Here is a 23654-nt window from a genome sequence, read left to right as displayed (position 1 = left end):
GATTACTCCCCCGCCTGCGTGTCGTCGGCGGTGTCGGTGTGCTGGCTCTCGGCCTCGGTGCCCTCGGCGGCGATGGCCTGCGCCTCGGCGAGGGCCTCCGGGTCGGACTCGATGTGGCCGGCGGCGGCACCGGTCATCGCGGTGCCGAGGTCCTCGGCGGTGACGGTGGCCGGGTCGGCGTCGGCGACCAGACGGCCGCGGTAGATGACCCGGATGGTGTCGGAGAGGCCGATCAGCTCGTCCAGGTCGGCGGAGATCAGCAGGACGGCCAGGCCCTCGCGCTGCGCGGACCGGATGTGCTCCCAGATCTGCGCCTGCGCGCCGACGTCCACACCGCGGGTCGGGTGGGCGGCGATCAGCAGCTTGGGCTGGTGGCTCATCTCGCGGCCGATGATCAGCTTCTGCTGGTTGCCGCCGGAGAGCGAGGCCGCGGTGACCTCGATGCCGGGGGTGCGGACGTCGTACTCCTTGACGATCCGCCAGGTGTCCTCGCGCGCGGCGGTGGGCTTGAGCAGCGCACCGCTGGAGTTGGGCGCCTCGGTCACGTGGCCGAGGATGCGGTTCTCCCAGAGCGGGGCCTCCAGCAGCAGGCCGTGCCTGTGGCGGTCCTCGGGGATGTAGCCGATGCCGGCCTCGCGGCGGGCGCGGGTCAGCGTGCCGGAGAGGTCCTTGCCGTCCAGGGTGACGCTGCCGCCGTCCAGCGGCAGCATGCCCATGATGGCCTCGACCAGCTCGGCCTGGCCGTTGCCCTCGACACCGGCGATGCCGAGGATCTCGCCCTTGTGGATGCGCAGCGAGATGTCGTCCAGGACGACGCGCTCGATGCCCTCGGCGTCGGTCTTGGCGATCCGCAGGTTCTCGACCTTGAGCATCTCGGTCGCGGTGACGGTCGACTCGCGGCTCTCCGGGGAGGGCAGCTCGGCGCCGACCATCATCTCGGCGAGCTGCCGGGCGGTGACGGCCTTGGGGTCGGCGTCGCCGACCGTGGTGCCGCGCCGGATGACGCTGATCGCGTCGGCCACGGCGAGCACCTCGTGCAGCTTGTGCGAGATGAAGATGACGGTGACGCCCTCGGACTTGAGTTCGCGCAGGTTGTCGAACAGCGCGTCGACCTCCTGCGGGACCAGCACGGCCGTGGGCTCGTCGAGGATGAGGATCTTGGCGCCGCGGTACAGCACCTTGAGGATCTCGACGCGCTGGCGGTCGGCGACGCCGAGGTCCTCGACCAGGGCGTCCGGGCGCACGCCCAGCCCGTACTGGTCGGAGATCTCCTTGATCTTCGCCTTCGCCTTGGCGCCGATGCCGTGGAGCTTCTCGCCGCCGAGGACGACGTTCTCCAGCACCGTGAGGTTGTCGGCCAGCATGAAGTGCTGGTGCACCATGCCGATGCCGCGGGCGATGGCGTCGCCCGGGGTGTGGAACTCGCATTGCTCGCCGTTGATCGCGATGGTGCCCTCGTCCGGCTTCTGCATGCCGTAGAGGATCTTCATCAGCGTCGACTTGCCGGCGCCGTTCTCGCCCATCAGGGCGTGCACGGTGCCGGTGCGGACGGTGAGGTTGATGTCGTGGTTGGCCACGACACCGGGGAAGCGCTTGGTGATGCCGCGCAGTTCGACGGCCGGTGTCGCCGTCCCCGCGCTGGGGGTGCCGTCCTTGCGCAGGGGGACGGGGTCGGATGCGGTGATGGCGGTCTCCTGGTGGTCTGGAGGCGCGTCGTTGCGCTCGGAGGGCCAAGGGGGGATACGGGGGGACGAGACGGGGCCCGGGGGTACGCGTTGAGCGCACCCTGCCGGGCCCCTCCCGTGAACTGTGTCGATCATCGCGCCACCGGGCAGGCGGCAGGCGCTGGTCGCGTCCGAGACGCGCGGACCTTACTGGGCCGGCGCGGTCGGGATCGTGGTGGCGCCGCTCTTGATGGCGTCGGCGGCGGCCTTCAGCTTGTCCTGGATGTCGTCGATCTTGCCGCCGGTGGTGGCGAGCGAGACACCGTCGGCCTTCAGGTCGAAGAGCTTGATGCCGGTGAACGGCGAGCCCTTCTTGACCGAGTCGATGTACGCGTAGACCGCGTTGTCGACGTTCTTGACCATCGAGGTCATGATGCTGTTCTTGAACTTCGCCAGGGCCGGCTGGCTGGCCTGGTCGGAGTCGACGCCGATGGCGAGCTTGCCCGCGTTGGCGACGGCCTCGATGGCACCGTTGCCGGAGGAGCCGGCGGCGGAGTAGATGATGTCCGCGCCCTTGTCGAGCTGGCCCTGCGCGGCCTCCTTGCCCTTGTCGGGCGAGTTGAAGCCGGAGAAGTCCGGGGGCGTGGTGAGGTAGGTCGTCTCGATCTGGATGTTCGGGTCGACGGACTTGGCACCCGCCTTGTAACCGGCCTCGAACTTCTTGATCAGCTCGGACTGCACACCGCCGATGAAGCCGATGTGGTGGGCCTTCGACTTGTTCGCGGCGGCGACACCGGCCAGGTACGAACCCTCCTGCTCGGCGAAGAGCAGCGAGGTGACGTTCGCCGGCTGGTCCTTGTCGTTCGAGTCGATGATCGCGAACTTGACGTTCGGGTTGTCCTTGGCGACCTTGTTGACCGCCTGCTGGTAGACGAAACCGACCGCGACGATGGTCTTGTAGCCACCGTCGATCAGGTTCTTGAGGCGGGTCTCCTTGTCGGCCTCGGCCTCACCGGTCTTGGCCTCGGCCTCGGTGACGGAGACGCCCAGGTCGGCCTTGGCCTTGTCCAGACCGCGGGCGGCGGAGTCGTTGAAGGACTGGTCGCCACGGCCGCCGATGTCGTAGGCCATGCCGACCTTCAGACCGTCGGAGGAGCCGGAGGAGGCGTTGGTGTCAGTGCTCTTTGCGCCGCAAGCGGCGAGCGAGGCCATGCCCAGGGAACCCGAGAGCACAACCGCGGCGAGCTTCATTGAACGGCGCAAGGGAGTATCTCCTTCTCACACGCACCCGTTTAGCGTGGTCGGACGCCACCGTAACGCGCGTAGAACACGGTTGTGTTACGGGGTGCCGGAGCATTCGGGTTGTTATCAAACCGTGGTCTGAAGGTCCTCCCGAGGCTCCCTTCCCGTCGAACGGGCGGCGTCCGAGACTGGTTCGGCCCAGTTTACGGAACCGCCCCGGAACCCCGGCCGCCGACGACCCGGTCGCGCGCCGACCGCGTACTCCCTGCGGACGGGGTCAGTTCGGCTCGTCCTCCAGGGCCAGCGCGGCGAACAGTTCCACGCCGATGCCGATCGCCCGCTCGTCCACGTCGAAGCGGCCCTGGTGCAGGTCGCGGACGGTGGGGTCGCCGGGGGCGCGGACGCCCAGCCGGGCCAGCGCGCCCGGGGCGTGCTCCAGGTACCAGGAGAAGTCCTCACCGCCGAGGCTCTGCTCGGTGCCCTCCACCACCTGGGCGCCGCCCTGCCCGAAGCGGGCGGTCATCATCGCGTCCAGCCGGGCGACCGACACGGCCTCGTTGACCACCGGCGGGACCCCGCGGTGGTAGTCCAGCGTCCACTTGGCCCGGTAGGTCTCGGCGAGCTTGGCGATCAGCTCGTGCAGCAGGTCCGGCGCCTCGCGCCAGCCGTCCAGCTCCAGGCAGCGGACGGTGCCCTCCAGTTCGGCGTGCTGCGGGATGACGTTGGGCGCGGAACCGGAGGCGATCCGGCCCCAGACCAGGCTGACGCCCCAGCGAGGGTCCATCCGGCGGGCCAGGGCGCCCGGCAGGTCGGCGGCCATCCGGGCGATCGCGGTCACCAGGTCGGTGGTCAGGTGCGGGCGGGCGGTGTGCCCGCCGGGCCCGTCCAGGTGCAGCACCAGGCGGTCGCAGGCCGAGGTGATCGCCCCGGTGCGCAGGGCGATCCGTCCGACCTCCACCTTGGGATCGCAGTGCACCGCGAAGATCCGGCCGACACCGTCCATCCCGCCGGCCTTGACGACGTCCAGCGCTCCGCCCGGCATGACCTCCTCGGCGGGCTGGAACACCAGCCGGACCGGGCGGCGCAGCTCGCCGGTGCGGGCGGCCTCGGCCAGCACCAGCCCGGTGCCGAGCACCACCGCGGTGTGCACGTCGTGCCCGCAGGCGTGGGCCCGGCCGGGGACGGTCGAGCGGTAGGGGACGTCGGTCTTGGCGTCGTCGATCGGCAGCGCGTCGATGTCCGCGCGGAAGGCCAGGAACTCGGTGCCCGGGGCCGTGCCGGCCGGGACGATGTCCACCAGCAGGCCGGTGCCCCCGGGCAGCACCCGCGGCTCCAGGCCCGCGGCCGTCAGCCGGTCGCGCAGCAGGTTGGTGGTGCGGAACTCCTGGCGGCCCAGCTCCGGGTGCCGGTGCAGATCACGACGGAAGGCGACCAGCTCGGGCTCCAGGCCCCTGACCCGGCCCCGCAGGTCGGCGGCGGGGCGTGCGGCGGCGAGGGTGGCGCCCGGCTGGGCGGGATCAGGACGGTTCATCTCCCCAAGCGTAGGCCCGTTGGGGGGATTTGGCCCGGCTTCCGGAAAACTAGTCCCCGGATGGGTGCATACCGGTCGGACAGGTGGGTATGACATCTCGTTTCAGCCGCCTTCTCCGGGTTGCTTGCCCTGTGCAACGATCACCCCGGCCGGTGGTCACGCCCACCGTCGGGTTGACGGTTCACCCGGTGGTTGACGCCCGTTCAGACGCCCGTTCAGAACCGCTCCACCGGCGCGTACGTCCCCCACACCCCGCGCAGCGCGTCGCAGACCTCGCCGACGGTGGCCCGGGCGGCCAGCGCCTCCTTCATCGGGTACAGCACGTTCTCCGGTCCCTCCGCCGTGCGGCGCAGCGCGTCCAGCGCCCGGGTCACGGCGGTCGCGGAGCGGTCCGCCCGCAGCCGGGCCAGCCGCTCGGCCTGCTGCCGCTCGATCGCCGGGTCCACCCGCAGCGGCTGGTACGGCTCCTCCTCGTCCAGCCGGAAGCGGTTGACGCCGACCACCGTCCGCTCGCCGGAGTCGGTCTCCTGCTGGAGGCGGTAGGCGGTGCGCTCGATCTCGCCCTTCTGGAACCCCTGCTCGATGGCCGCCACCGCCCCGCCCCGCTCCTCGACCCGGGCCATCAGGGCCAGCGCGGCGGCCTCCACCCGGTCGGTCAGCGACTCGACCGCGTAGGAGCCGGCGAAGGGGTCGACGGTGGCGGTGACGTCGGTCTCGTGGGCGAGCACCTGCTGGGTGCGCAGGGCCAGCCGGGCGGCCTTCTCGGTGGGCAGGGCGATCGCCTCGTCGAAGCTGTTGGTGTGCAGGGACTGGGTGCCGCCGAGCACCGCCGCGAGCGCCTGCACCGAGACCCGGACCAGGTTCACCTCCGGCTGCTGGGCGGTGAGCTGCACCCCCGCGGTCTGGGTGTGGAAGCGCAGCATCTGCGAGCGCGGGTCCTGCGCGCCGAACTCCTCGCGCATGATCCGGGCCCACATCCGACGGGCGGCGCGGAACTTGGCCACCTCCTCCAGCAGCGTGGTGCGGGCCACGAAGAAGAAGGAGAGCCGGGGGGCGAAGTCGTCCACGGCCATCCCGGCGGCGAGCGCGGTGCGCACGTAGGCGATGCCGTTGGCCAGGGTGAAGGCGATCTCCTGCGCCGGGTCGGCCCCGGCCTCGGCCATGTGGTAGCCGGAGATGGAGATGGTGTTCCAGCGCGGGATCTCGGCCCGGCAGTAGCGGAACACGTCCGCGACCAGCCGCAGCGAGGGCTGCGGCGGGAAGATGTAGGTGCCGCGGGCAATGTACTCCTTCAGCACGTCGTTCTGCACGGTGCCGGTGAGCGCGGACGGCGCCACCCCCTGGGCCTCGCCGACCAGCTGGTAGAGCAGCAGGAGCAGGGCGGCGGGCGCGTTGATGGTCATCGAGGTGGACACGGCGTCCAGCGGGATGCCGTCGAGGAGCACCGCCATGTCCTCGACGCTGTCCACCGCCACGCCCACCTTGCCGACCTCGCCGGCGGCGAGCGGAGCGTCCGAGTCGTAGCCCATCTGGGTCGGCAGGTCGAAGGCGACCGAGAGGCCGGTGCCGCCGCCCGCGATCAGCTGCCGGTAGCGGGCGTTGGACTCGGCGGCGGTGCCGAAGCCCGCGTACTGGCGCATCGTCCACGGCCGGCCGGTGTACATCGTCGGGTACACGCCCCGGGTGTACGGGTACTCCCCCGGGCGCCCCAGCCGGGTGTCCGGGTCCCAGTCGGCCAGCGCCTCCGGGCCGTACAGCGGTTCGATCGGGAAGCCCGATTCCGACCGGCGGGCTGGAGCCGGAGAGCGGGCTGGTTCGGCGGAACGCGGCTCGGACGCCATGGTCCCTCCACGGGATCGGCGGGGCACTGGTCGGTCCTCGAAATCTAGAGCGTGACCGGGCGGCGGGGGCGCAGACGCGGTTGAGATGATCGGGTGAACGACCGATGAGCCCCCAGGGAGTGGCAATGACCGAGCAGAAGGTGGCCGTGGTCACCGGTGCCAGCAGCGGAATCGGCGCGGCGACCGCCCGCCGGCTGGCCGCCGAGGGCTTCGAGGTGGTGCTGACCGCCCGCCGGACGGAGCGGATCGAGGCGCTCGCCAAGGAGATCGGCGACCGCGGCGGCGCGGCGCGGGCGGTCACGCTGGACGTCACCGACCGGGCCGCCGTGGACGCCTTCGCGGCCGGGGTCGGCCGGGTGGACGTCCTGGTGAACAACGCCGGCGGGGCGCTCGGCGCCGAGAGCGTCGAGCACGGCGACCCGGCCGACTGGCGGGCGATGTACGAGGTGAACGTGCTCGGGGTGCTGCACATGACCCAGGCGCTGCTGCCCGCCCTGCGCGCCACCGGCGACGGCACGGTGCTGGTGCTCTCCTCGACCGCCGCGCTGGCCGCGTACGAGGGCGGCGGCGGGTACGTCGCCGCCAAGCACGCCGCGCACACCATCGCGGCCACGCTGCGGCTGGAGCTGTGCGGGGAGCCGATCCGGGTGATCGAGATCGCCCCCGGGATGGTGAAGTCCGAGGGCTTCGCCGTCACCCGCTTCCGCGGCGACGAGGAGAAGGCCGCCGCCGTGTACGCGGGCGTGGCCGAACCGCTGACCTCCGAGGACATCGCGGACACCGTGGCGTGGACGGTCACCCGGCCCTCGCACGTGAACGTCGACCTGCTGGTGGTCCGCCCCCGGGCGCAGGCCGCCAACCACAAGGTCCACCGCGGCTGACCGGGACGCACCGGCAGCCGGGCGACCAGGCAACCCGGTGGCCCGGCGGCCCGGCGGGGGTCAAGATCGAACACGTCGTCCCGGGGTGGTACACACGTGCGATGAAGACCTTCCGGGCCGCCCGGCCACGCGTCCTGCTGACCGCGCTGGCGGCAGGCACCCTGCTGCTCGCCTCCGCCTGCGACGACTCCGCCAAGCCGGCCCAGGACCGGGCCGCCGGCAGCACCGCCGGCGCGGCTGCCACTGCCGGCGCGGCTGCCGGCAGCGGCCGGCCGGCAGAGGCGAGCTCCGGGCCGCGCGGCGAGGCCGACCCGGCGCTGAAGCCCTTCTACGGCCAGAAGATCGACTGGACCGCCTGCCCGGCCGACCCCAAGGCCGCGGAGGCCGGGGTCGACCTCGCCGGGATGAGGTGCGGCAAGCTGCACGTCCCGCTCGACTACGCCGCCCCCGACGCCGACGCGATCGACCTCGCGCTGATCAAGTACCCGGCCGGCAAGCAGGACCAGCGGATCGGCTCGCTGATGGTCAACCCCGGCGGCCCCGGCGCCTCCGGCGTCGAGATGGTCGAGTACGGCGCCAAGGACTTCGCCGGCGCCCTGCACGACCGCTTCGACGTGATCGGCTTCGACCCCCGCGGCACCGGCGACAGCTCGCCCGTGCGCTGCCTGGACGACAAGCAGCGCGACGCCCAGAACCAGGTGGACGCCCCGCTCGACCCGGACGCCCGCCGGGCCGCCGAGGAGAAGCAGAACGCCGAGTACATCGCCGCCTGCCAGGCCAGGTCCGGCAAGCTGCTGCCCTTCGTCGGCACCCGCAACACCGCCCGCGACCTGGACGTGCTGCGCGCGGCCGTGGGGGACGCGAAGCTCCACTACCTGGGCGTCTCGTACGGCACCTACCTGGGCTCGCTGTACGCCGAGGAGTTCCCGCAGAACACCGGCCGGCTGGTCCTGGACGGCGCCGTCGACCCGGCCGCCGACGACCTGGACTCCGTCGTCCGGCAGCGGATCGGCTTCGAGACCTCCTTCGAGCACTTCGCCGCCGACTGCGTCGAGAACCACGCGGACGAGTGCCCGCTCGGCAAGGACAAGGACCAGGCGGCCAAGCGGGCCGCCGACTTCCTGGACGGCCTGATCGACCACCCGCTGCCCACCAAGGACGGCCGCAAGGTCGGCCGCGACCTCGCCTGGAACGGCGTCACCGCCGCGCTCTACGGCGACCAGAACCAGGACTGGAAGTACCTGCGGGTGGGCCTCGGGATGGCGATGACCATGAAGCGCGGCGACATCCTGCTCGCCTTCTCCGACAGCTACCTGGAGCGCGACGAGAACGGCCACTACTCCCCGATGGAGTCGGCCCACACCGCGATCGGCTGCGCCGACGGCTCCGCCCCGGCGCCCTCGCCCGAACGCGCCCGGGCGGCCGTGCAGGAGCTCCAGGAGAAGGCCCCGCTGCTGACCAGGGGCGTCAGCACCGAGGACTTCACCGACGCGGCCTGCCAGGGCTGGCCGTACCGGTCCCCCGAGAAGCCGCACACCGTCCGGGCCGAGGGGGCCGCGCCCATCCTGGTGATCGGCACCACCAACGACCCGGCCACCCCGTACGCCGCGGCCGAGTCCCTGGCCAAGGGCTTCGCCAGGGCCACCCTGCTGACCCGGGTGGGCGAGGGTCACGGCGCCTTCGGCAAGGGCAACACCTGCGTGGACCGGGCACTGGAGGCCTACCTGACCGAGGGCACGATGCCCGCCGAGGGCACCCGCTGCTCCTGACCCCGCGTCCGCCGACCGGCGGAGGCGGAAGGGGAGGGCGATGACCGGAAAGTGTCAACGTCACAACTTGATAGCTCGTCCGAGTGAATTCCGCGCGCGCCCTCCCCAACTGATGACGGCTCAACTACCTTTGAGGCGCAGCCTGCCGACGCCGCGCGCCCCCGCAGGCCCCGCACTCCACCCGCCGCACCACTCCACCGGCACCTTCCCGCCCTCACGAGGAGGACCCGCTGGCCAGCGACATCCCGCCACAGCGGCCCGACGTCAGCGTCGAGCCGACCCTCCTCGGCCTGCACCGCTTCAACGAGGCCGACGCCGGCGCCGCCGAGGAGGCCCTGCTCGCGTGCTGCGGCAGCCACCGCTGGGCACTGCGGCTCACCGCGCACCGGCCGTACCCCGACATAGAGTCCCTGCTGGCCGCCGCCAGTGAGGCCTCCTACGACCTGCGCCCGGCCGACCTGACCGAGGCGCTGGCGGACGAGAGCTGGATGCCGCAGCCGCTGCTCGGCATGCGGGCGCCCGGCAGCCAGGCGGCGCACACCGCGCTGCGCGCCGCGCACGCCGCGTACGAGGCCCGGTTCGGCCACGTGTTCGTGGTCTGCCTGGACGGCGTCGAGCCGGAGGAGATGCTCGACACCGTGCTCTCCTCGATCCGCACCCGGCTGGCCAACGACCCGGACGAGGAGCGGCTGATCGCGGCGGACGAACTCCGCCGGATCGCCCTGAACCGGCTGGAGCACCTGGTCGCCACCCACTCGGAGGCCGGGGCCCGCTGAGCCCCGGCTACTCCGGGCCCGCCTGCGCGGCGCGCAGCTTGGCCACCTGCCGCCGGACGACCCGCTCGTCCGGCGGGCCGGCCGGTTCGGCGGCGACCCCGAGGGTGGTGAACACCGCGAGCGCCGGCCCGACCCGGACGAGCACGGCCCGCCGGGCCGGCACCGCCGTACCCGATTCATTCGTGAGGGTGAATCCGATCGCCGAGTCGGCTCCCTCGGGCGTGGGCGTGTCCTCCCTGTTCAGCCGGTGCCTGGTACGGACCGGCACCCTCTTCCCCGCCCGCTCGGCCGGCGGCGCCGGGACGGCGGAGGTGAAGGCGGCGCAGCGGCCGAACAGCTGCTCCAGTTCCGCCTGCAGTGCGGCCGCACCGCCGGCCGGGTAGCCGAGCAGCCCGCCGTGCACCTCGGCCTTCGGATCGGCGGACCGGGCCACGCTCAGCTCGGTCTCCGCGTACGGGTGACCGGATCCCGGCGAGGGCGAGGCCACGGCGCCCGCGCCCGGCGAGGGCGAGGCCGCCGTCCCCGCTCCCGGCGCGCCCGCTCCGGCGCCGGCGCCCGCCTGGCCCGGCGCGCCCACCTGGCCAGGTTCCGCGCCCGTCGAAACGGCCGGGCCGACCGCGTCCAGCAGCGGCTGGCAGGCGGCGACGTCCGCGGTCTCCCGACCGGCGGCCGCCCCGGCGCCGCCGCGACCGGGGGCGATCAGTGTCACCGTGTACCCCGGCCCGAGGTCGGTGCCGACCACCGCGGCGGCCCGCAGCTCGGCCGCGGACAGCTCCCGGCCGGCCGCGGCGCGGTCCCCGGGGCCGCCGACCGTGGTGCAGCCCGCGGCGAACAGCAGCAGACCGACCAGGACGGCGCGCGGACGGGCGGGGCGGAGCGGCACGGGCGCCTCGGCAGGGTGTCGGCGGACGGGAGTTCGCCACCGTAGCGCAGCCGTACGGTCACCCAGAGCCACCGAACGGCGTCCGGTTCCCGCGCGGCTAGGCCAGAAGTGCCTGATTGATCACACCTGGGGGCCCCGGAGGCGGTTACCGAGAACGCGTCGATAGGATGCTCGCGGCCGGTGGACCGACCCGGCCGGGCTGACCGACACCGAAGCCGGCCGAGCCCCCAATCGCTTCCGGAGGGTTTTTCCGTGCCGGCTGGAACGCTGTACCGCGGCCGGGAAGGCATGTGGAGCTGGGTGGCTCATCGAGTCACCGGCGTCCTCATCTTCTTCTTCCTGTTCGCCCACGTCCTGGACACCGCCCTGGTGCGAGTGTCGCCGGAGTCCTACGACACCGTCATCCAGACGTACAAGACTCCCCTCGTGAACCTGATGGAGTACGGCCTGGTGGCCGCCATCCTGTTCCACGCCCTCAACGGCCTGCGCGTCGTGGCCGTGGACTTCTGGTCCAAGGGCCCGAAGTACCAGAAGCAGATGCTCTGGACCGTGGTCGGAGTCTGGGTCGTCCTGATGGCCGGCTCGTTCTACGGGATCCTGCAGCACACGCTGATCTCCTGGTTCGGGAAGTGAGCTGAGACATGTCCACGGAAATCTCGGACGCCGTCGTCGTCCCGTCCAAGCACGCGCACACCGGCAAGGGCCTCGGCACCGGCAACCCGGCCGACGCCTTCGTCATCGAGCCGCCGCGCAAGCGGACCGCGCGGACGCCGCGCCGCACCCGCACCAACTTCGAGATGCTGGCCTGGCTCTTCATGCGCCTGTCCGGTGTCGTCCTGGTCGTGCTGATCCTCGGCCACCTGCTGATCATGCTGGTCCTCGACGGAGGCGTCTCCAAGATCGGCTTCGCCTTCGTGGCCGGCCGCTGGGCCTCGCCGTTCTGGCAGGGCTGGGACCTCCTGATGCTCTGGCTCGCCATGCTGCACGGCGCCAACGGCATGCGTCAGGTCATCAACGACTACGCCGAGAAGGACTCGACCCGGCTCTGGCTCAAGGGGCTCATGGGTACCGCCACGGTCTTCACCGTGCTGCTCGGCACCCTGGTGATCTTCACCTTCGACCCCAACATCTGAGCCGCGAGCACCATCGACCATCGGCAGAGGCCAGAGGCGAGTTAACCCCCCATGCAGATTCACCAGTACGACACCGTCATCGTCGGCGCCGGCGGCGCCGGCATGCGCGCGGCCATCGAGGCCACGCAGCGCAGCCGCACCGCCGTCCTGACCAAGCTCTACCCCACCCGGTCCCACACCGGCGCGGCCCAGGGCGGCATGTGCGCCGCCCTCGCCAACGTCGAGGAGGACAACTGGGAGTGGCACACCTTCGACACGGTCAAGGGTGGTGACTACCTGGTCGACCAGGACGCCGCCGAGATCATGTGCAAGGAGGCCATCGACGCCGTCCTCGACCTGGAGAAGATGGGTCTGCCCTTCTCCCGCACCGAGCAGGGCCGGATCGACCAGCGCCGCTTCGGCGGTCACTCCCGCAACCACGGCGAGGCCCCGGTCCGCCGCTCGTGCTACGCGGCCGACCGCACCGGCCACATGATCCTCCAGACGCTGTTCCAGAACTGCGTCAAGCACGGCGTCGAGTTCTTCAACGAGTACTACGTCCTCGACCTGCTGCTCAACGAGGGCAAGACGGCCGGCGTCGTCGCCTACGAGCTGGCCACCGGCGAGATCCACGTCTTCCAGGCCAAGTCGGTCGTGTTCGCCTCCGGCGGCACCGGCAAGATGTTCAAGGTCTCCTCGAACGCCCACACCCTCACCGGTGACGGCCAGGCGGTGGCCTACCGCCGCGGCCTGCCGCTGGAGGACATGGAGTTCTTCCAGTTCCACCCGACGGGCATCTGGCGCATGGGCATCCTGCTCACCGAGGGCGCCCGCGGCGAGGGCGGCATCCTGCGCAACAAGGACGGCGAGCGCTTCATGGAGCGCTACGCCCCGGTCATGAAGGACCTCGCGTCCCGTGACGTCTGCTCCCGCGCGATCTACACCGAGATCCGCGAGGGCCGCGGCTGCGGTCCGGACGGCGACCACGTCTACCTGGACCTGACCCACCTGCCGCCGGAGCAGCTGGACGCCAAGCTCCCGGACATCACCGAGTTCGCGCGCACCTACCTCGGCATCGAGCCCTACACGGACCCGATCCCGATCCAGCCCACCGCGCACTACGCCATGGGCGGCATCCCGACCAACGTCGAGGGTGAGGTCCTGCGCAACAACACGGAGGTCGTCCCGGGCCTGTACGCGGCCGGCGAGGTCGCCTGCGTGTCCGTCCACGGCGCCAACCGCCTGGGCACCAACTCGCTGCTGGACATCAACGTGTTCGGCCGTCGCGCTGGCATCGCCGCCGCCGACTACGCCAACGCGAACGACTTCGTGCCGCTGCCGGAGAACCCGGAGGCGCTCGTCCAGGACATGGTCGAGAAGCTGCGCGAGTCCACCGGCACCGAGTCCGTGGGGCAGATCCGCAAGGAGCTGCAGGAGACCATGGACGCCAACGCGATGGTGTACCGCACCGGCGCCACCCTGAAGCAGGCGGTCGAGGACATCGCCGCCCTCAAGGAGCGCTTCAAGAACGTCTCGATCCAGGACAAGGGCTACCGCTACAACACGGACCTCCTGGAGGCCATCGAGCTGGGCAACCTGCTCGACCTGGCCGAGGTGCTGGCCGTCTCCGCGCTCGCCCGCGAGGAGTCCCGCGGCGGTCACTACCGCGAGGACTTCCCGACCCGTGACGACGTGAAGTTCATGCAGCACACCATGGCGTACCAGGAGGTCGCCGCCGACGGCACCACCTCCATCCGCCTCGACTACAAGCCGGTCGTCACGACCCGCTACCAGCCGATGGAGCGTAAGTACTGATGAGCACTCCGACCGTGGAGAAGCACTCGGCCGCTCTGGACGCGGCCGAGGCCGGTGGCGTCCAGCTGATCACCGTCACCTTCCGGATCCGCCGGTTCAACCCGGAGGAGCACCCGGAGCCGGTGTGGGTCGACTACCAGCTGACGATGGACCCGAAGGAGCGCGTCCTGGACGCGCTCAACAAGATCAAGTGGGAGCAGGACGGCACCCTCACCTACCGCCGTTCCTGCGCGCACGGGATCTGCGGCTCCGACGCGATGCGGATCAACGGCCGCAACCGGCTGGCGTGCAAGACCCTGATCAAGGACGTCAACCCGGAGAAGCCGATCACGATCGAGGCCATCAAGGGCCTGACGGTCCTCAAGGACCTGGTCGTGGACATGGACCCGTTCTTCCAGGCGTACAAGGACGTCATGCCGTTCCTCATCACCAAGGGGAACGAGCCGACCCGCGAGCGCCTGCAGTCCGCCGAGGACCGCGAGCGCTTCGACGACACCACCAAGTGCATCCTGTGCGCCGCGTGCACGTCGTCCTGCCCGGTGTTCTGGAACGACGGCCAGTACTTCGGCCCGGCCGCCATCGTCAACGCGCACCGCTTCATCTTCGACTCGCGCGACGAGGGCGCCGAGCAGCGCCTGGAGATCCTCAACGACCGTGAGGGCGTGTGGCGTTGCCGCACCACCTTCAACTGCTCCGAGGCCTGCCCGCGCGGCATCGAGGTCACCAAGGCGATCCAGGAAGTCAAGCGGGCGCTGGTCACCCGCCGCTTCTGACCCCCGCCTGACAGCACGAAGGCCCCGCCCCGGTCACCCGGGCGGGGCCTTCGTGCTGCCGGGCCCCGCCAGGGGGCCCGCCGCGGCGGCGGGGCTCTCAGTCGGTGGCCGGGGTGCGGCGGGTGGCGCGGAGGCCGCGCACGCCGATGGTGCCGACGGCGATGCCGAGGGCGAAGGAGGTGACGGCGAGCAGCAGGTGCACCCAGAAGAAGGCGGTGGGCCGGGAGTGGTCGCCGTTCACGAAGGCCTGGCCCCCGGAGTCCTTCCAGAGGTTCTTGACGAAGGTGGTCCAGATGATGACCGACCAGACGCCGAAGGCGGTCAGGAACCAGGAGGTACGGCGGCTGAGCTTCATGGGGTGGTCCTCGGCGGGGGTGTGAAGGCGGTGTGCCTCCCCAGTATGCGCGGCCGCCGATCGGCGTACGGCGGGCCCCTCCCGGGGACGACCCGCCCGGAGTGGCGAGCGGCCGGCGCCCGTAGTGGGTACGGTCAGCTGGTGCCAACTCCCCGTCACACGATCACTCGGCTGTGCGCCGCGGCCACCGCGGCCCTCCCGGTCCTGCTCGCCGCCCCGGCGGCGGTCGCGACCCCGCAGGCGCCGCCGCCGTCGACCGCGGTCGGCGGCGAGCGGCTGGGGCTCCCCGGGGTCCAGGTCAATCCGCTGCCGGGCTCCCCGGCACTGCCGACGGACCTCACCGGCCAGTCCTGGATAGTCTCCGACGCCTCGTCGGGGGAGGTGCTCGCGGCCTACAACCCGCACCTCAAACTGCCGCCGGCCAGCACCCTGAAGATCCTCTTCGCCGACACCGTGCTGCCCAAGTTCGACCGCAACGCGGTGCACAAGGTGGCGGACGAGGAGATCCAGAACATCGGACCCGGCAGCAGCCTGGTCGGCATCAAGGAGGACCTGGAGTACCGGGTCGAGGACCTGTGGCGCGGCGTGTTCCTGAGCTCCGGCAACGACGCCGTGCACGTCCTGTCGCACATGAACGGCGGCATCCAGCGGACCGTCGCCGAGATGCAGGCCCGCGCCGACGCGCTCCAGGCGAAGGACACCAAGGTGATCTCCCCGGACGGCTACGACATGGACGGCCAGGTCTCCTCGGCGTACGACCTGTCCCTGTTCGCCCGGGCCGGGCTGCGCAACGCGGACTTCCGGGCGTACTGCGCGACCCGGGACGCGATGTTCCCGGGCGCCGTGGACAAGAACACCGGCCGGCGGGGCAGCTTCGGGATCGCCAACACCGACCGGCTGCTGGGCAAGTACCCCGGCCTGATCGGGGTCAAGAACGGCACCACCACCAACGCCGGTTCGACCTTCGTCGGCGCCGCCGAGCGCGACGGACGCACGCTCCTGGTGACCGTCATGCACCCGGCCAGCTACCAGAAGGTCTACGACGAGACGGCCGAGCTGCTGGACTGGGGCTTCGCCGCCGCCGCCAAGGTCAAGCCGGTCGGCAGGCTGGTCGACGAGCGACCGGCCGGAGGTGCCCAGGCCACCGACCCGGCCGACGGCGCCACCGGCACCCCGGCCCCGCCGCCGCACCCCGCCCCCACCGCGGACCGGCCCACTGCGGCGGCTCCGGCCGGGGACGGCGGGCGCGGCTGGGCGATGCCGGCCGCCCTGGGCGTCGCGGCCGCCGTGGCCGTGGTCACGGCGGGGGCCGTCGTGGTCCTGCGGCGCCGAGCGGGCCGCGGCGGGGCCTGAGCCCCGGCGGCCCGGCCTCATCCGCGGGGCCGGGCCGCCTTCGCCGTCTCCGCCGCTTCCGACGCCTCCGCCGCCGCCGACGCGTCGGCCGCCGCCAGCAACGCCCGGCCGTGCGCCCGGGTCCGCTCCCGGGCGGCCTCCGGGTCGGCCGTCGCCGTCCAGGCCACGCAGTACATCAACAGCCGGCAGACGAAGTTGATCCACAGCAGCAGGGCCACCGGCGTGGCGAAGGCCCCGTACAGGCTCCGCCCGGCGACCGAGCCGAGGTAGGAGGCGAGCAGCAGCTTCAGCAGCTCGAAGCCGACCGCGCCGATCAGCGCACCGACCAGCAGGTCCCGGCGTCGCTGGCCGCTGATCCCGGGGAAGGGCGCCAGCAGGTAGGCGAAGAGCAGGGTGTCGCACCCTATGGCGATCAGCACGCCCACCCCGGTGAGCAGGTAGCCGCTGCCGAGGCCGATCTCGCCGGCGATCCGCCCGGCGAGCGTCGTCCCCGCGGCGGAGGCGGCCATCGAGAACAGCGACACCAGGCCGAGGCCGGCGAGCACCGCGACGTCCCAGGCCTTGCGCAGCACCGGGTTGGCCTCCTCCTCGGGCAGCTGCCAGAGGTCCCGGATCGAGGTGCGCATGGTGTCCACCCAGCCGAGGCCGGAGATCAGCAGCAGCGCCCCGCCGACCAGCCCGACCGTGCCCGCGTTGGCGACCAGCGACGGCAGGTCGAGCGCGTCCGAGATGCCCGGCAACTGGTCGGAGATGCGCTTCTGCAGGTCGTTCACCTGGCTGCCGCTGAGCGTCGCCACGGCGACCGCCAGGCCCACCGTCAGCAGCGGGAAGAGCGCCAGGAAGCCGAAGAAGGTGACGGCGCCGGCCAGCCGGTTGCCGCGGGCGGCGGTGAAGTACTCGTACACCCGGTACGGGCGGCTGCGCAGCACCCGGGCCACCAGCGGGCCGACGACCGGAAGGCGGGTCAGGAAGTCCACCCGACCGGTTATACCGGTCCGTCCCCCGAACGGCCGTCAGGCACGGCCTCCGGGCCGTCTCCGCCGCGGGGGGGACGGGCCTAGCGCTTGACCAGTCGGCGGGCCCGGGCGAGGGCCCGGACGGCCTGGTAGGCGCCGTAGCGGCCGTGGCTGAGCAGTTCGGTGCGCACGCCCTCCACGCCGGCCGGGGGGCGGTAGCCGGCCGGGCGCAGCCGGGCGCAGTGCGCGGCGGCGCGGCGGAAGTACTCGCGGCGGTCGCCGGGTGGGACGCGGCCGGGCTTGGCGACCACGGTGTTCAGGTGGTGCAGCATCTTCCCGTAGACGACCGGGCGCCAGCGGTCCAGGTCGGGGCGGCGGTCGAGGAAGGCGAAGACCAGGTCGTACTGGGCGAACACGTCGAAGTGCTTGCGGCTGGCGGTGGCCAGGATGTTGCCGCCCTCCTGGCGCTGGCGGTAGTGCACGCCGACCTGGTCGAGCAGGGTGATGCTGGCGGCGGCGAGCAGCGCCGGGTACGTCCAGGGGGTGTCCTCGTAGTAGCCGGCCGGGAAGACCAGCCGCTGCTCGGCGACGAAGGCGCGGCGGTAGGCCTTGTTCCAGACGACCTGGAGCAGGTCGAGCAGGTCGGGGCGGGCGGCGAGGTCGAAGACGTCCGGGGAGGCGGCGCCGAAGACGTGGGCCGAGGCGGCCCGGGTGATCCGGCCGTCGGCGTAGGTGCGGGCGTAGTCGTAGACCAGGACGTCCGGGTCGCCGGTGGCGGCGAGCCGGTCGTCGACGGCCTTCAGCAGGCCGGGGGTGAGGGTGTCGTCGCTGTCGAGGAAGAGCACGTAGTCGCCGGTGGCGACCTCCAGGCCGGCGTTGCGGGCCTGGCCGAGGCCGACGTTCTCCGGCAGGTGCAGCACCCGCACGCGGGGGTCGGCGGCGGCCGCCTCGTCCAGCAGGGCGCCGCAGCCGTCCGGGGAGCGGTCGTCCACCGCGATCAGCTCGAAGTCGGGGCCGCCCTGGCCGAGGACCGACTCGAGGCACTCGGCGAGGTAGTCCTGGACCTGGTACACGGGGACGATGACGCTGAAGCGGGGCACGGGGCCCAAGCGTAGTGGCCCGAAGGGGGCCCGGAGCCCGGAGGTAGGATCGGGGCGCACGTACGCACCGATTCCGATGTGCGGCCAGGCCCTCACCGGGCTGCCACGCTCCTCCCGAGAAAGGCCTGCGTAGCCGATGGCTCCCCGCCTCTCCATCGTCGTCCCCATCTACAACGTCGAGCGTTACCTCGTCGAATGCCTCGACTCGATCGCCGCCCAGACCTTCACGGACTTCGAGTGCGTCATGGTCGACGACGGTTCGAAGGACGACAGCGCGGCCCTCGCCGAGGCGTACGCGGCCAAGGACTCGCGGTTCCGGCTGGTCCGCCAGGTGAACAAGGGCCTCGGCGCGGCCCGCAACACCGGCATCCGGCACATCGACCCGGACTCCGAGTTCCTGTGCTTCGTGGACAGCGACGACTCGATGCCGCCGAGCGCGTACGAGTTGATGATCAACACGCTGGACGAGACCGGCTCGGACTTCTGCACCGGCAACGTGCTGCGGTTCCGCGCGGTGGGCTACTACCAGTCCGGCGGCCACGTGAAGCCGTTCAAGACGACCAAGCTCAAGACCCACATCACCGAGATCCCGGCGCTGGTCACCGACCGCACCGCGTGGAACAAGGTGTACCGGCGGTCGTTCTTCGACGCGGCCGGCCTGCTGTACCCCGAGGGCATCCTGTACGAGGACGCGCCGGTCAGCGTGCCGCACCACTACCTGGCCAAGAGCGTCGACGTGCTCTCCGAGCCGATCTACCACTGGCGCGAGCGCGAGGTCGGCGAGATGTCGATCACGCAGATGCGCACCAACCCCAAGGGCCTGATCGACCGGGTCACCTCCGTCGAGCTGGTCCGCGGCTGGCTGAAGAAGCAGACCGAGCCGCGCTTCGCCCAGTACCTGCGCTCCTACGACGAGAACACCCTCGTCGAGGAGATCCCGATGTTCTTCTGGTCCGTCGTCGACGGCGACAAGGAGTACCGGGACGCCTACGTCCAGCACGTCAGCCGGCTGCTCCGGGCGATCGGCCCCGAGCAGGTCCGCAAGCTGCGCGCCCCGCTGCGGCTGAAGTACCACCTGACCCTGGCGGGCCGGGTGGACGAGCTGGTCGAGCAGATCAAGTACGAGGGCGAGAGCGGCGGCGGCGTGCAGGCCCGCGGTCTGCTGCGCCCGTACGCGGACTACCCGTTCCTGCGCGGCGGGCGCAAGAGCGTGCCGGCCGGCGTGCTCAAGCTGGACAACTCGCTGGTCATGCGCAGCCGGCTGTACGAGAGCGCCTGGGTCGGCGGGAAGCTGCAGCTCACCGGGCACGCGTACCCGGAGCAGCTGGGCGCGGCGGCCAAGCACGACATGGTCCGCACCCTGGTGCTGCGCGAGGCCAAGGGCCGCCGGGTCGTCGCCGTGCCGATGAAGACCCAGTACAGCCCCGAGGCGACCGCGAGCTGCAACCACGACCTGTACAGCTGCGACTGGTCCGGCTTCACCGTCGCCCTGGACCCGAAGAAGCTCAAGCACCGCGGCCAGTGGAAGGACGGCCACTGGCGCGTCCTGGTGGCCGGCGCCGGCAAGGGCGGGGTCTACAAGGGCCGCGTCTCGGCCGGTTGGAGCGACACCGCGCAGTACGTCCCGACGCACTGGGTCGAGCCGGACGTGCGGATCGTGCCGTGGGTCCGGGACAACTTCCTCTACCTGCACGTGGAGACGGTCAAGGCGCGGGTGACCGGCCTGGCCGCGCAGGACGGCCGGGTGGAGGTCTCCGGCGCCGCCCGCTCCGGGGCGAACTTCGCCGGGGCCCGGCTGCGGCTCACCCACGTCGAGTCGGACCGCGAGCTGTCCTTCCCGCTGGAGCTGGGTGCTCCGGTCGGCACGCTCCAGCCGTTCACGGCCTCCTTCCCGGTGGCCGAGCTGACCGCCGTCCGCGAGGCCTGGGCCGAGCTGGACCCGCTGGCCGCCGAGCGCAGCCGTGACCGCTGGGACAGCGCGCTGCTGCTGGCCGACGGCAGCGTCGTCCGGCTGGCCTGGGACGACCGCAACGCCCCCGAGCCGCTGCACCTGCCGCTGGAGCCGCGGTCCTCGGCCGAGCCGCGGCGGGCCCTCTACTCCAAGCCCTCCCCGGGCGGCCACCTGCAGTTCTGCGACCAGTTGCTGCAGCCGCTGGTGGACGAGGTGTCCGCGCGCGGCGCCGACGGCTTCCTGCTGGCCGGCTCGTTCCCGCTGCCCGGTGCCCACCGCTGGGAGCTGGTGGTCCGGCACCACTGGCGCGAGGAGGAGCACGTCTACCCGGTGGAGATCTCGGACGGCCGGTTCCGCACCGCGCTGCCCGCCGTGCCGACCGCCTCCTTCGCCGGCCGGGTGCCGCTCGCCACCGGCACCTGGGCCGTCTCCTTCCGCCCGGTCGGCGTGTCGGCGGCCGAGCTGCCGAACGCGTCGGCGCTGATCGACCCGGCCTGCTTCGGCGCGCTGCCCCTGGAGGTGGAGTCCCGCGGCAAGCGGATAGTGCTGGAGCGCCGCTACCACGACGGGCTGTCGCTGGAGTCGCACTCGGCGCTGCTGCCCGAGGAGCGGGCCGGCTACCGCCAGCGGCTGCTGCGCACCGAGCACTACCCGGCCGCCCGGCGCCTGCCGGTTCGCGACACGGTGCTGTACAACGCCGGGCACGGCAGCGTGTACGCCGACTCGCCGAGGGCCATCCACGAGGAGCTGGTCCGCCGCGGCCTGCCGCTGGAGCACCTGTGGGGCAACGACGACCTGCAGGCCGACCTGCCGCAGTCGGCGACCTCGGTCCGGCTCTGGAGCCCGGAGTGGTTCGAGGCGCTGGCGACCGCGAAGTACATCGTGACCAGCACCCACCTGCCCGACTTCTTCGTCCGCCGACCCGGTCAGGTGGTCGTGCAGACCTGGCTCGGCACCCCGCTGAAGCAGATCGGCCTCGACTTCGAGAAGGTCTGGTTCACCGACTCCAACTACCTCAAGAGCCTGGCCCGCGAGGTCCCGAACTGGAGCCTGCTGGTGGCCGGGAACACCTGGTCGGCCCCGGTCCTCAGGCGCGCCTTCGACTTCAAGGGCGAGATCCTGGAGAGCGGCTCGCCCCGGAACGACCTGCTGTTCGCGGCCGACCGGGAGAAGACCGCCGAGCAGGTCCGGGAGCGGCTCGGCCTGCCCGAGGGCAAGAAGGTCGTGCTGTACGCGCCGACCTGGCGCGAGGACCGGCGGCGGCCGAACGGCGGCTACCAGATCGACCTGCGGATCGACCTGGAGGCGGCCAAGGCCGCGCTCGGCGAGGACCAGGTGCTGCTGGTGCGCCGGCACACCGTGATGTGCGGTCAGATCCCGGGCGCCGGCAACGGTTACATCTGGGACGTGGGCAGCTACCCCGACATGGCGGAGCTGCTGCTGATCGCGGACGTGCTGGTCACCGACTACTCGGCGAGCGTGTTCGACTTCGCCTCCACCGGCAAGCCGATGCTCTTCTTCACCCACGACCTGGAGCACTACCGGGACAACCTGCGCGGCTTCAGCCTGAACTTCGAGGCCGAGGCGCCCGGTCCGCTGCTGGCCACCTCGGAGGAACTGGTCGCCGCGCTCGGCCGGGTGGACGAGGTCGCGGCCGAGTACGCCGACAAGGCGGCCGCGTTCCGCGAGGCGTACTGCGATCTGGACGACGGCAAGGCCTCCGCCCGGGTGGTCGACGCGATGCTCCGCAAGGAGTAGTCACCCGCCACCGGTGAACACGCCACCGAGGCACTGAGGCACTGAGGCACCCGCGAGGCGCCCGGCGAGAACCGCGCCGGGCGCCTCGCGGCGTCCGGCTCCGCGTCCCTGCTCGCCGGACGAGGGGAGTCGGAGGCCGAGGGAGGGAAGGGCCGAGGGGGGAGGCACGCCGCGCGGAGGGCGGGGGGAGCAGGTCACGCGTGCCGCCGGCCGGACGGAAGCCGCGGAGCAACGGCCGGTGGCGCGTCGCAGGACCACGGGGGAAGGGCCCCGTCGGGCACCACCGCGCTCAGCGGTGCCGGGGCCGGGCGGCGGGGGCCGGCTCTCAGGAGAAGGCGTAGCTCCGCCAGGGCCGCCAGACCTCGTCCGCGTCGAAGCGGGAGAGGGAGAAGCCCGGGACGGTGAAGGACGCCCGGAAGCCGCGCGCCTGCTCGTACGCCTGGTCCAGGACGTCGTCCGGCAGGCCGTGCGCGACCGTCACGTGCGGGTGGTACGGGAAGGCCAGCTCACGGGCCAGCGGGCCGGAGCGGACGTCCGCCTCCAGCAGCCGGCACTCCTGCGCGCCCTCCTCGACCCGGACGAACACCACCGGGGAGACCGGGCGGAAGGTGCCGCCGCCGCGCAGCAGCATCCGGAACGGCCGGTGCGCGGCCGCCACCGCCGCGAGGTGCTCCTCGATCTTCGGCAGCGCCTCGGCGGGCACCTCGGTCGGCGGCAGCAGGGTGACGTGCGTCGGTATCGAACGGGCCTGCGGGTCGCCGTGCCCGGCCCGGGCGTCCTGGATCAGCGTCCCGTACGGGTCGGGCACGCTGACGGACACGCCGATGGTGACGACCTCCGGGAGGTCGTCACCACCGGGCAGGCGTGTGAGGGGAGTCACCGCTTGGCGGCCGGGAGGAAGCCGATCCGGTCGTAGACCGTCGCCAGCGTCTCGGAGGCGACCGCGCGGGCCTTCTCGGCGCCGATCGCGAGCACCCGGTCCAGCTCGGCCGGGTCGTCCAGGAAGCTGCGGGTGCGCTCCTGGAAGGGGGTCACCCACTCGGTGAACAGCTCGGCCAGCTCGGTCTTGAGGGCGCCGTACATCTTGCCCTCGAAGTGCGCGACCAGCTGCTCGACGGGCTGGCCGCTGAGCGCGGAGTGGATGCGCAGCAGGTTGGAGACGCCCGGCTTCTGCTCCTCGTCGTAGGAGACGACGGTGCCGGTGTCGGTCACGGCGCTCTTGAACTTCTTGGCGCTGGCCTTCGGGTCGTCCAGCAGGCTGACCAGGCCCTTGGGCGAGGACGCCGACTTGCTCATCTTGACGCCCGGGTCCTGGAGGTCCTGGATCTTCGCCGTCTCCTTGAGGATGTACGGCTTCGGGATCGTGAACGTCGGGGCGTAGCGCGAGTTGAAGCGCTCCGCGATGTCGCGGGTGATCTCCACGTGCTGGCGCTGGTCCTCGCCGACCGGGACGGCGTCGGCCTGGTAGAGCAGGATGTCCGCGATCTGCAGGATCGGGTAGGTGAACAGGCCGACGGTGGTGCTGTCGGCGCCGTACCGGGAGGACTTGTCCTTGAACTGGGTCATCCGGGACGCCTCGCCGAAGCCGGTGAGGCAGTTCATCACCCACGCCAGCTGCGCGTGCTCGGGCACGTGCGACTGGACGAACAGGGTGCAGTGCTCCGGGTCCAGGCCGGCGCCGAGCAGCTGGGCGGCGGAGATCCGGGTGTTCTGGCGCAGGGTCACCGGGTCCTGCGGAACGGTGATCGCGTGCAGGTCGACCACCATGTAGAAGGCGTCGTTGTCCTTCTGCAGGTCGACCCACTGGCGCACCGCGCCCAGGTAGTTGCCGAGGTGGAACGAGCCGGAGGTGGGCTGGATGCCGGAGAGCACCCGGGGACGGTCCTTGACCGGA

General features: G+C 72.0%; 19 protein-coding genes. 9 read left to right on the top strand and 10 right to left on the bottom strand.

What is annotated here, in order from left to right; genetic code table 11:
- Positions 1-2: 2 nt before the first annotated feature.
- From ACGF07_RS18265 to ACGF07_RS18250, 4 genes are all read right to left on the bottom strand, one after another.
- A complete protein-coding gene (locus ACGF07_RS18265) occupies positions 3-1523 on the bottom strand; it encodes an ABC transporter ATP-binding protein (RefSeq protein WP_392899929.1) in 1521 nt (506 codons plus the stop codon).
- A 348-nt stretch (positions 1524-1871) separates the two neighbouring features.
- A complete protein-coding gene (locus ACGF07_RS18260; protein ID WP_350735923.1) occupies positions 1872-2927 on the bottom strand; it encodes a BMP family ABC transporter substrate-binding protein in 1056 nt (351 codons plus the stop codon).
- A 256-nt stretch (positions 2928-3183) separates the two neighbouring features.
- Positions 3184-4437 carry an amidohydrolase gene (locus ACGF07_RS18255; protein WP_392899818.1) on the bottom strand — a complete coding sequence of 418 codons (1254 nt, stop codon included), beginning with the start codon at positions 4435-4437 and terminating at the stop codon, positions 3184-3186.
- A 215-nt stretch (positions 4438-4652) separates the two neighbouring features.
- A complete protein-coding gene (locus tag ACGF07_RS18250) occupies positions 4653-6278 on the bottom strand; it encodes a methylmalonyl-CoA mutase (protein ID WP_392899815.1) in 1626 nt (541 codons plus the stop codon).
- A 125-nt stretch (positions 6279-6403) separates the two neighbouring features.
- On the opposite strand from ACGF07_RS18250, the gene ACGF07_RS18245 reads away from it, so the two are divergent.
- The 3 genes from ACGF07_RS18245 to ACGF07_RS18235 all read left to right on the top strand — a co-directional run bounded on the left by ACGF07_RS18245 (position 6404) and on the right by ACGF07_RS18235 (position 9704).
- Entirely contained in the window at positions 6404-7159 is a 756-nt protein-coding gene (locus ACGF07_RS18245; protein ID WP_350735913.1) for an SDR family oxidoreductase, read from the top strand.
- A 101-nt stretch (positions 7160-7260) separates the two neighbouring features.
- Positions 7261-8928, top strand: coding sequence for an alpha/beta hydrolase (locus tag ACGF07_RS18240; RefSeq protein WP_392899812.1), 1668 nt, complete (start codon positions 7261-7263; stop codon positions 8926-8928).
- 230 nt (positions 8929-9158) lie between these two features.
- Complete coding sequence (locus tag ACGF07_RS18235; RefSeq protein WP_392899926.1) at positions 9159-9704, top strand: 2-oxo-4-hydroxy-4-carboxy-5-ureidoimidazoline decarboxylase; 546 nt, start codon at positions 9159-9161, stop codon at positions 9702-9704.
- 7 nt (positions 9705-9711) lie between these two features.
- Here the strand turns inward: ACGF07_RS18235 and ACGF07_RS18230 are convergent, their stop codons facing one another.
- Positions 9712-10587 carry a hypothetical protein gene (locus tag ACGF07_RS18230; RefSeq protein WP_392899809.1) on the bottom strand — a complete coding sequence of 292 codons (876 nt, stop codon included), beginning with the start codon at positions 10585-10587 and terminating at the stop codon, positions 9712-9714.
- Positions 10588-10839: 252 nt separating this feature from the next.
- On the opposite strand from ACGF07_RS18230, the gene sdhC reads away from it, so the two are divergent.
- From sdhC to ACGF07_RS18210, 4 genes are read left to right on the top strand one after another with little or no spacing between them, the layout of a single operon-like run.
- Positions 10840-11220 carry a succinate dehydrogenase, cytochrome b556 subunit gene (gene sdhC / locus ACGF07_RS18225; RefSeq protein ID WP_033332398.1) on the top strand — a complete coding sequence of 127 codons (381 nt, stop codon included), beginning with the start codon at positions 10840-10842 and terminating at the stop codon, positions 11218-11220.
- A gap of 8 nt (positions 11221-11228) precedes the next feature.
- Entirely contained in the window at positions 11229-11720 is a 492-nt protein-coding gene (gene sdhD / locus ACGF07_RS18220) for a succinate dehydrogenase, hydrophobic membrane anchor protein (RefSeq protein ID WP_350735903.1), read from the top strand.
- A 51-nt stretch (positions 11721-11771) separates the two neighbouring features.
- Positions 11772-13514 carry a succinate dehydrogenase flavoprotein subunit gene (sdhA, locus tag ACGF07_RS18215; RefSeq protein ID WP_350735900.1) on the top strand — a complete coding sequence of 581 codons (1743 nt, stop codon included), beginning with the start codon at positions 11772-11774 and terminating at the stop codon, positions 13512-13514.
- Entirely contained in the window at positions 13514-14287 is a 774-nt protein-coding gene (locus ACGF07_RS18210) for a succinate dehydrogenase iron-sulfur subunit (protein WP_350735897.1), read from the top strand. The genes sdhA and ACGF07_RS18210 overlap by 1 nt, the downstream gene beginning before the upstream one ends.
- Before the next feature lie 97 nt (positions 14288-14384).
- Here ACGF07_RS18210 and ACGF07_RS18205 read toward each other — a convergent pair whose 3' ends face one another.
- The gene (locus tag ACGF07_RS18205) at positions 14385-14642 is read right to left on the bottom strand and encodes an SCO4848 family membrane protein (protein WP_350735894.1); all 258 of its coding nucleotides are present in this window, start codon (positions 14640-14642) and stop codon (positions 14385-14387) included.
- 141 nt (positions 14643-14783) lie between these two features.
- Between ACGF07_RS18205 and ACGF07_RS18200 the strand changes: the two genes are divergently transcribed.
- Complete coding sequence (locus ACGF07_RS18200) at positions 14784-15995, top strand: D-alanyl-D-alanine carboxypeptidase family protein (protein WP_392899804.1); 1212 nt, start codon at positions 14784-14786, stop codon at positions 15993-15995.
- A gap of 17 nt (positions 15996-16012) precedes the next feature.
- Here the strand turns inward: ACGF07_RS18200 and ACGF07_RS18195 are convergent, their stop codons facing one another.
- Together ACGF07_RS18195 and ACGF07_RS18190 are read right to left on the bottom strand one after the other, a co-directional pair.
- A complete protein-coding gene (locus tag ACGF07_RS18195) occupies positions 16013-16972 on the bottom strand; it encodes a YihY/virulence factor BrkB family protein (protein WP_392899801.1) in 960 nt (319 codons plus the stop codon).
- A gap of 80 nt (positions 16973-17052) precedes the next feature.
- On the bottom strand, positions 17053-18051 hold the full coding sequence (locus ACGF07_RS18190) for a glycosyltransferase family 2 protein (RefSeq protein ID WP_392899798.1): 999 nt from the start codon (positions 18049-18051) through the stop codon (positions 17053-17055).
- A gap of 136 nt (positions 18052-18187) precedes the next feature.
- Between ACGF07_RS18190 and ACGF07_RS18185 the strand changes: the two genes are divergently transcribed.
- Positions 18188-21760, top strand: coding sequence for a CDP-glycerol glycerophosphotransferase family protein (locus ACGF07_RS18185; RefSeq protein WP_392899796.1), 3573 nt, complete (start codon positions 18188-18190; stop codon positions 21758-21760).
- 325 nt (positions 21761-22085) lie between these two features.
- Here the strand turns inward: ACGF07_RS18185 and ACGF07_RS18180 are convergent, their stop codons facing one another.
- Both ACGF07_RS18180 and trpS read right to left on the bottom strand, forming a co-directional pair.
- The gene (locus ACGF07_RS18180; protein WP_350735879.1) at positions 22086-22640 is read right to left on the bottom strand and encodes a 2'-5' RNA ligase family protein; all 555 of its coding nucleotides are present in this window, start codon (positions 22638-22640) and stop codon (positions 22086-22088) included.
- Positions 22637-23632 (bottom strand): tryptophan--tRNA ligase, encoded by a 996-nt coding sequence (trpS, locus tag ACGF07_RS18175; RefSeq protein WP_392899923.1) that lies wholly within the window; start codon positions 23630-23632, stop codon positions 22637-22639. The genes ACGF07_RS18180 and trpS overlap by 4 nt, the downstream gene beginning before the upstream one ends.
- Between the last annotated feature and the right edge of the window lie 22 nt (positions 23633-23654).

The organism is Kitasatospora sp. NPDC048194 (assembly GCF_043202455.1).
Lineage (GTDB): Bacteria > Actinomycetota > Actinomycetes > Streptomycetales > Streptomycetaceae > Kitasatospora.
The sequence above is the reverse complement of the archived record's forward strand: the minus strand, read 5'-3'. Positions and strand labels throughout refer to the sequence as shown.